This is a genomic window from Bradyrhizobium sp. MI1.11, assembly GCF_055811255.1.
The window spans coordinates 1-3699 of the sequence record NZ_JBVVPM010000134.1 but is presented as its reverse complement, the minus strand read 5'-3'; the positions used below and the strand labels follow the sequence as shown (position 1 = coordinate 3699).

6 protein-coding genes and 1 pseudogene are annotated in these 3699 nt (G+C 61.0%); 1 reads left to right on the top strand and 6 read right to left on the bottom strand.

Annotation, left to right across the window (positions count from 1 at the left end; all coding sequences use genetic code 11):
* Positions 1-189: 189 nt before the first annotated feature.
* The 5 genes from AC0L30_RS42505 to AC0L30_RS42485 all read right to left on the bottom strand — a co-directional run bounded on the left by AC0L30_RS42505 (position 190) and on the right by AC0L30_RS42485 (position 2718).
* On the bottom strand, positions 190-1071 hold the full coding sequence (locus AC0L30_RS42505; protein ID WP_473406745.1) for a replication initiator protein A: 882 nt from the start codon (positions 1069-1071) through the stop codon (positions 190-192).
* 21 nt (positions 1072-1092) lie between these two features.
* On the bottom strand, positions 1093-1374 hold the full coding sequence (locus AC0L30_RS42500) for a helix-turn-helix transcriptional regulator (protein WP_007594540.1): 282 nt from the start codon (positions 1372-1374) through the stop codon (positions 1093-1095).
* Positions 1375-1505: 131 nt separating this feature from the next.
* A complete protein-coding gene (locus AC0L30_RS42495) occupies positions 1506-1778 on the bottom strand; it encodes a DUF2285 domain-containing protein (protein ID WP_473406747.1) in 273 nt (90 codons plus the stop codon).
* Positions 1779-2085: 307 nt separating this feature from the next.
* Positions 2086-2280 carry a transcriptional regulator domain-containing protein gene (locus AC0L30_RS42490; RefSeq protein ID WP_473406744.1) on the bottom strand — a complete coding sequence of 65 codons (195 nt, stop codon included), beginning with the start codon at positions 2278-2280 and terminating at the stop codon, positions 2086-2088.
* A gap of 165 nt (positions 2281-2445) precedes the next feature.
* Complete coding sequence (locus AC0L30_RS42485; RefSeq protein ID WP_473406743.1) at positions 2446-2718, bottom strand: DUF2285 domain-containing protein; 273 nt, start codon at positions 2716-2718, stop codon at positions 2446-2448.
* A 230-nt stretch (positions 2719-2948) separates the two neighbouring features.
* On the opposite strand from AC0L30_RS42485, the gene AC0L30_RS42480 reads away from it, so the two are divergent.
* Positions 2949-3176, top strand: a complete 228-nt coding sequence (locus AC0L30_RS42480; RefSeq protein ID WP_473406746.1) for a helix-turn-helix domain-containing protein — start codon at positions 2949-2951, stop codon at positions 3174-3176.
* 254 nt (positions 3177-3430) lie between these two features.
* Here AC0L30_RS42480 and AC0L30_RS42475 read toward each other — a convergent pair.
* Positions 3431-3601, bottom strand: a pseudogene (locus AC0L30_RS42475) (DUF736 domain-containing protein); the annotation flags it as partial.
* Between the last annotated feature and the right edge of the window lie 98 nt (positions 3602-3699).

Here is a 3699-nt window from a genome sequence, read left to right as displayed (position 1 = left end):
TGCACGCGCCGCCGACTTGTTCACAACGTACTGATTCACAACTGGAAGTTAGTGTCAGTATGTTAGTAAAGTTAGAGAGCCTGGAAGGCACAGAGAAACAAGCACTTAAGCTCGATTCCGGTCCCCGATAGCACGAGGATCGGGTCCCCGATGGCACGAGGGTTGCGGTCCCCGATAGCACGAGCTGATTCACAGGTTGTCCTCCGAATTTGGAACGAGTCCGCGCCGGCGCAGGCGTGCCGTTAAGGGATGGACGGGCGCCGGCACGAAGTTCAGCCGCTCGGTGCCATCAGGATCGCGCGTGAGCACGAGCTGGTAGCCGGGCAATGTCTGGCGCTGAACAATCTGGCGTACGTCGTACGCAAAATGCTTGAGCGGCGATAGGATGCCCGACTTGGCATGGAGGTGCACAAGGTCAAAGCTCCAACCGCCACCTTGCCGACCGCCGTGCTTGCGCACGAGACGATAAAGCCAGCGCTCAAGTCCGCCCGTCAAATCGAAATAGGCTCGGTCGATCGTCAGCACGAGCGCGTCATCGATCACGCCGGCATAGAACCAATCAGGCAGGATCAATTCGAGCCCGAATGGACGTCCGTTTGCATCGGCGGTTTCTTTCCACTCGTTGATCCAGGAGAAGCGATGCCGCCGCCGTTCTGCCGGCTGGCGGATCGAGGTCAGCACCGTCGTTGATTGCAGCCTGTCAAGACCAGCCTTCAGCCGGTCATAATCGCGCGCGCTGGTGCCGCGGCCGACAAACGTCAGAATCTCATAAGGCGTTGCAGCCATCAGGCGCGACGTCTTCAAGCCGGCGTCACGGGCTTCGACGATCTGGGACGCGGCCCAGATCAGAACGTCGGCATCCCAGATGGTCGCCATGCCGTGTTCCGGCACGGCTTCGACACGAATTGCAATCGCACCCGCACGGAAATCGATTGGTACAATCCGCTTTGTTTTTGCGAGCGAGAAGAAGGGATAAGCCATCAGATCCTGCGCATCGCGCGGGGCGAGGTCGCCAGGCAGCGCCCGAAAGAGCTCAAGCTGGTCGCGCTCGGAATGGTGTTTGCGCCGCATGGTCACTGCTTTCACGCGCGATCAGCGACGTTCCTGGCCCGCATATGGGCGCAGCACCGGATGCTTCTTGGCCGGCAGCACGGTCCCCTTCCCCGGGTCAGACGTCGACGTTTTGGCGCCGAGGTCAGCCCAGGCTTTCAGATCGTCTACCGCGTAGACGACACGTCCGCCGATCTTCCGATAGGTCGGCCCGGTGCCGTAGGTGCGGTGCTTCTCGAGCGTGCGACCGGAGAGGCCAAGGTAACGCGCGGCCTCCGGTGTACGCAGGAAGCGCGGGGGAAGACCGGCCATCGGATCGGGCATTTGAGAACTCCAGGATGACAGCGCACCGCGGATGGCGGCGCCGGCGTATGTGCGGTCATCATGGAGAAGCGGGATCTCGGAGGGGGATGCCGAATATCGGCGGGTCGATTTGCGGCCCCCCAGCAAGGGCGCTACTCGTCCCTGCGCCTGGGCCGAAGCAGCTTGCGATAGCCTCCGCGCACAAATGCGAGGCCGCTTTGTACAAGGCGACGGGTTCGGCTGCGCAGATCGTGTGTTTTCCAGCCGCGATCCGATATGCGCGGCTTGCCAAACAGAGCTTCTGCGATGCTGCGATAAGTCGCGCCGGCGAGATACGCGGCGACCGCGCGAAGGGCTGCGCACAGTCGTTCGCGCCGTTGTTTGGGCAAGCGATGAAACGGAGGTCCTGGCGCGCGTCCATTCATCGCGCGCCACAGCCGCGTGGCGGCATGCGCGCGCGCCTCCAAATCGCCGTCAAACGGCAACTCGGCCGCATAGCGAGCGCCTGCGGTCAGCGGCTGTTTCGACCAGATGCGATGCTCCACCGAACCGATTTGCAGCACGGCATGCCAGCCGTCAGCGGCACGGCGCACCTGACCAGATGCAAGATCCAGCGGCGGCTGAGGCGTTGAGCTTTGACGAGGCGTTGAAGCGGTTACAGTGACCGGGACGACGGTCGGGAGAACCTCGGGCGCCCAAAAGATTGTCTGCTCGTGGAACGACCTCTGCGGGTCATGGGCGAAAGCAGAGGCCCCACCTCCTCCTGAACTCCTCGGTCACTGCGCCATCTGAGTTGTTAGCGATGATCTCATCGTAGTCACGTTGGTAGTCCACGTTCATACGAAGACCTACCCAGGCGATTTCAGTGATCTCAGCGTTCTCTAGGCTCTTAAACGAATCCGGCGACCGCCAGTCGAATTCAGGCATTGCTTCCGCCCCATTGCACGTAAGTAACAACGATTGCGGCGCAATAATTATGAACGATGGGGTTGTGGGAAGCCCCTCGTTTGGCACCACGTGGTGCACGAGAATGACCACCGGTTAGCGGGAGAAAAACGTTCTGGCTGCGAGCCTGTAGTCGGCGATTCTTTTCTATTTTGAGCCGGCGCCACGTAAAAGACGTCCCTGCTCCGTCACCCATTTGGCGCGCGCGAGATGACTCTGATATGCGCTCTGCGCGCGTTCCGGCTCTCGCTCCGGATCGATATGTAAGACGATTCGAGCGACCTCACGCCAGTCCGCCCCCTCGCCCTCCGCCTGCAGAAGGCGAAGGTACGTGACGATATGCTGTTCGTCATAGGCTGTCAGCGCCGGCTCGTTCGGCGCGACATCCGCGACGTCAGGATCTAGCGACGGCTTCGACATCAGAGGCTACAATGTGCGCGGGATTGAAAATAAAACTGCGAGGCGAACGCCTTGCCGGCTCGAACAGTTCCGTTCTGTAGCATATGGCATGCCACGAGCTCGGGCGAGCGTTCAAGAAGCCGCGTTCCCCACATATTCAGCAATCGAGGCTCCGTCCGTGAGCTTCAACACCCAGCTCCGCGTATTATAACACGTAGCGCCAAAATACGCGATTGCTTCCTATCCTGCGGATGGATATCCGCAAGGTTTTCGGAGCGAACGCGCGTCGATTTCGACTGGTCCTTGGCTTGAGCCAAGAGGCCGTGGCGGAACGCATGGGCGTTGACCGGGCCTTCGTGAGCAGCATGGAGCGAGGGCTGCAAAACGCGACATTGCTAACGATCTGGCAGATTGCCCAAGCTTTAGGGGTTCGGCCTGCAGATCTGCTTGAGGAGAAGGTGTCCAAAGTTCGATCATGAACTTCCGCGAGCCGGGCCGGTAGCCAGGGAGCGCCCGACCTCGACACGCGTCACGGAGCCGCCGATCCGGCTTGCTGGATCGGCGGCCGTACGTGAGGCCTCGAACAGGCGCCCACAGGGACGCGCGGAGCGCGCCCATCAAACGAAATTTTCCTCAAATTGACGCAACAATTTAAAAAACAGTCGGTCTCATCGACCGACGTCGGATTTTGAGAAGCCCCGCCCGGCGGACCGGACGGGGCTTGGCGGAGCGTCTACTCGCCGCTCTTGCGGGGCCGCGACCAGAGCAGGGTGTAGCCCTCGCCGCCTTCATCGTCGAACAGGTTGGCGTAGATCGGCGCGTTGAACGAGGGATCATCGAGCTTGAGCGAGAGGTAATCGCGGCCCTCTTCGGAGCGCTTCGACCAAGCTGCGCCGATCTCGACGTTATGCGGTGCACCGCATAAGACCGATTATGCGTAGCGCGGGATTATGCGGAGTCGTTGGCTGGTAGCCGCGGTTTTCCCGGGCTTTTGTGGTTGCG

Excerpts from the sequence above, each read along its gene's own strand:
- AC0L30_RS42505 (WP_473406745.1), bottom strand. The coding sequence starts at position 1,071 with ATGCGGCGCAAACACCATTCCGAGCGCGACCAGCTTGAGCTCTTTCGG.
- AC0L30_RS42500 (WP_007594540.1), bottom strand. The coding sequence starts at position 1,374 with ATGCCCGATCCGATGGCCGGTCTTCCCCCGCGCTTCCTGCGTACACCG.
- AC0L30_RS42495 (WP_473406747.1), bottom strand. The coding sequence starts at position 1,778 with ATGAATGGACGCGCGCCAGGACCTCCGTTTCATCGCTTGCCCAAACAA.
- AC0L30_RS42490 (WP_473406744.1), bottom strand. The coding sequence starts at position 2,280 with ATGCCTGAATTCGACTGGCGGTCGCCGGATTCGTTTAAGAGCCTAGAG.
- AC0L30_RS42485 (WP_473406743.1), bottom strand. The coding sequence starts at position 2,718 with ATGTCGAAGCCGTCGCTAGATCCTGACGTCGCGGATGTCGCGCCGAAC.
- AC0L30_RS42480 (WP_473406746.1), top strand. The coding sequence starts at position 2,949 with ATGGATATCCGCAAGGTTTTCGGAGCGAACGCGCGTCGATTTCGACTG.